4 protein-coding genes are annotated in these 3,202 nt (G+C 52.7%); 2 read left to right on the forward strand and 2 right to left on the reverse strand.

The window, feature by feature from the left end:
- Positions 1-71: 71 nt before the first annotated feature.
- A complete protein-coding gene (locus B3355_RS09680) occupies positions 72-812 on the reverse strand; it encodes an LrgB family protein (RefSeq protein ID WP_292783177.1) in 741 nt (246 codons plus the stop codon).
- Positions 805-1,179 carry a CidA/LrgA family protein gene (locus tag B3355_RS09685; RefSeq protein ID WP_232411227.1) on the reverse strand — a complete coding sequence of 125 codons (375 nt, stop codon included), beginning with the start codon at positions 1,177-1,179 and terminating at the stop codon, positions 805-807. Before B3355_RS09685 ends, B3355_RS09680 begins: the two co-directional genes overlap by 8 nt.
- Before the next feature lie 175 nt (positions 1,180-1,354).
- Between B3355_RS09685 and B3355_RS09690 the strand changes: the two genes are divergently transcribed.
- Both B3355_RS09690 and B3355_RS09695 read left to right on the forward strand, forming a co-directional pair.
- Positions 1,355-1,978 (forward strand): DUF2490 domain-containing protein, encoded by a 624-nt coding sequence (locus B3355_RS09690; protein ID WP_292783180.1) that lies wholly within the window; start codon positions 1,355-1,357, stop codon positions 1,976-1,978.
- An 82-nt stretch (positions 1,979-2,060) separates the two neighbouring features.
- On the forward strand, positions 2,061-3,202 hold a 1,142-nt coding region (locus tag B3355_RS09695), incomplete at its 3' end, for a homocysteine S-methyltransferase family protein (protein ID WP_292783182.1).

Below are 3,202 nucleotides of genomic sequence, written 5' to 3' on the forward strand. Positions count from 1 at the left end.
CGCCAACAAGGCGAAAAGAATCTGTATTAAGCAGCTAAAAGCTATTTAATACAAATTTAGTTCCAGTATGGCTAAAACCCCAGATGCGGTCGCAGATAAGTTAACACGATGGGCAAGCCTATCGCGCTAATCACACCATTCAGCCCCATCGCCATGCTGGCAAATACCCCGGCTTCTTCGTTGACACTAAAGGCGCGCGTAATACCCAGCCCATGTGCGCCGACGCCAATCGCCGTGCCGCGTATCCACCATTGATGCACTTTGACTGCGTTGAGGATGTAGGGCGCCAGAATCGCGCCCAGCATGCCGGTAATGACGGTAAACACGGCGGTCAGTGTGGGTGACACACTTAGCCGTTCGGCAATGCCCATGGCAATTGGCGCGGTGACGGATTTGGCATACATGCTGCCGACAATGTTATCTGATGCCCCCATCCATTTGGCGATAGCCACAGCACTGGCGATCGAGACGGTGCTGCCGACGGTCAAGGCCACCCAGATGTGAAAAATCTTGCCCTGCATGCGCTTGAAGCCGTTGTAAATCGGCACTGCCAACGCGACTGTTGCCGTGCCCAGTAAAAAATGTACAAACTGGGCGCCTTCAAAATACTTTTCATACGGCATGTCCATTAACGCGATGGCCAGGCAGGTCAGAATGACCGAAATCGCCACCGGGTTGACCAGTGGATGCCGCTTGGCGCGCACATACAGCAGGTAACCTAACTGGTAAGTGGCCAATGTGATAATCAGCGCAAACAGCGGGTCACCAGAAAGATAGACCCAGATGTCGGAAATCGGGATGCGCTTATTCATGGCGATGTCCCTTATGCATAGTGATGTGTTTATTGCGCTTGAGCGAAAAGTACCAGAACACTTTAAGCACCAGCGCGGTGACAGCAATGGTGAGAATGACGCTGACCAATAATGCTGTGCTCACCGCTAATGCATGGGTTTGCAACTCTGGTAAAAACAGCAATACGCCGACCGATGCCGGCACAAACAGCAAGCCCAGATGCTGGCGAAAGCTGTCTGCGACCAGCGCCAGGTCGCTATCCACCTGTTTTCTTAAACATAAAAAAGCCAATAGCAACAGCAGGCCAAGCACCGGGCCTGGAATGCCGGGTAAAAAGAATTTACTCAGCAGCTCGCCCAGGCCTTGCCACAAAAAGAGTTGAACCAAACCTGATATCATGCAGTCCNNCTCAGATGCCCAGGCGAGCGGACTACCGCTCATGTTGATGCCTGGAATTATTGATACATAGAATGCCGCGATGTTAATGTCATTTTTCCGATTCGACTATATTTTTTTGCGCCGTGTTTTTTTCATACTCGCTGTATGCGGGATGCCACAAGCCATGGCTGACACCGAAGAAGATGGCCGTTACTGGTTTAGCATCTACACCCAGGGCAAATTACCGGCAGAAAACTTTTACTGGAGCATGGATACGCATCCGCGCTGGCGCAACGAAGGCCAGCATTTTGACCAATTGATCCTGCGGCCATCGGTGTTTTATAAGTTCAATCCCAAGGCCAGCGTCTGGCTGGGCTATGACACCATTATCAGCCATCCGCCCGGCCAGTCGTCGCAGCGCGAAAACCGGCTATGGGAGCAGTTTCAGTATCAGTTTGATGCTGTCGCCAATGTAACTTTCACCAGCCGCACGCGCTTTGAGCAGCGGCGGCGTGAAGACTTTCAGGATGTTGGTCATCGCTTGCGGCAGATGGTGCGCGCAACCATGCCCTTGCCAGTGCATCCTAAGTTATCGCTGGTGATGTTTGACGAATTGTTTATTAACCTGAACCAGACTGAGTGGGGTGTGCACCGTGGCATCGACCAAAACCGCTTGTTTATCGGAGCCAACTGGAAGTTCAGTGATTTCTCCAATCTCGAAACGGGCTACCTGCATCAGTACATCAACACGCGCAGCGTTGATCGCGAAAATCATGTGCTGATGACCACGGTACGTTTTAACTTCTAGTACCTGCGTTGCCTCGGCATCGTTTGCCGGGCTGCGTGGCGCCTTGTGATAAAATATCGCTTTTGTTTTCAAGTTGATACGCATGCCGCAACTGCCCATCTCCGCCACTGAACAATGGTTACGTGACGCGCTTTCCAAGCGCATCCTGATTCTGGATGGCGCAATGGGCACCATGATTCAGCAATACAAGCTGACCGAGGCTGATTATCGCGGGGCGCGCTTCAAAGACTTTCAAGGGCCGCCAGGCGAGCGCGAGTTGTTCGTCAAAGGCAACAACGAGCTGCTGACGCTGACACAGCCACAGGTCATCCAGGAAATCCACGAAAAATACCTGGCGGCCGGGGCCGATATCATCGAAACCAACACCTTTGGTGCCACCAGCGTCGCGCAAGACGATTACCATATGGCGCATCTGGTGTATGAGATGAACGTCGAATCCGCCAAGTTAGCCAAGGCTGCCTGCGTCAAATACAGCACACCGGACAAACCGCGCTTTGTTGCTGGCGCTTTGGGCCCTACGCCAAAAACCGCTTCTATCTCTCCCGATGTAAACGACCCAGCCGCACGTAATGTCAGCTTTGACCAACTGGTGACTTCATACCACGAACAGATCCGTGGCCTGGTGGATGGCGGTGCCGATATCCTGATGGTGGAAACCATTTTCGATACGCTCAACTGTAAAGCGGCGTTGTTTGCGATTGAGACCTTCTTTGATGAGCAGGGCAAGACCTGGCCGATCATGATTTCCGGTACGGTGACCGATGCTTCCGGCCGTATCCTGTCTGGCCAGACCGTGACCGCCTTCTGGCACTCGGTACGTCATGTGAAACCGCTGACTGTTGGTTTGAACTGTGCCCTCGGTGCGACACTGATGCGTCCTTATGCTGAAGAACTGAGCAAAGTCGCCGATACCTTTGTTTGCATCTACCCCAACGCCGGTTTGCCTAACCCGATGTCTGACACCGGCTTTGATGAAACGCCTGATGTGACTTCCAGCCTAGTGAAAGAGTTTGCAGACAGCGGCTTTATCAATATTGCCGGGGGTTGTTGCGGCACGACGCCAGACCATATCAACGCGATTTACAACGCGATTAAAGCTTTGCCGCCGCGTCAGGTGCCTACTCTGCCGATCACGACAAAACTGTCTGGCTTAGAGCCATTTATCATTGATGAACGCTCGCTGTACGTCAATGTCGGTGAGCGTACCAACGTCACCGGCTCCAA

The organism is Methylophilus sp. UBA6697 (assembly GCF_002454655.1).
Lineage (GTDB): Bacteria > Pseudomonadota > Gammaproteobacteria > Burkholderiales > Methylophilaceae > Methylophilus.

What these genes read in the sequence shown, in the direction of transcription:
- B3355_RS09680 (WP_292783177.1), bottom strand. Translation starts at nt 812, where the DNA reads ATGAATAAGCGCATCCCGATTTCCGACATCTGGGTCTATCTTTCTGGT.
- B3355_RS09690 (WP_292783180.1), top strand. Translation starts at nt 1,355, where the DNA reads ATGGCTGACACCGAAGAAGATGGCCGTTACTGGTTTAGCATCTACACC.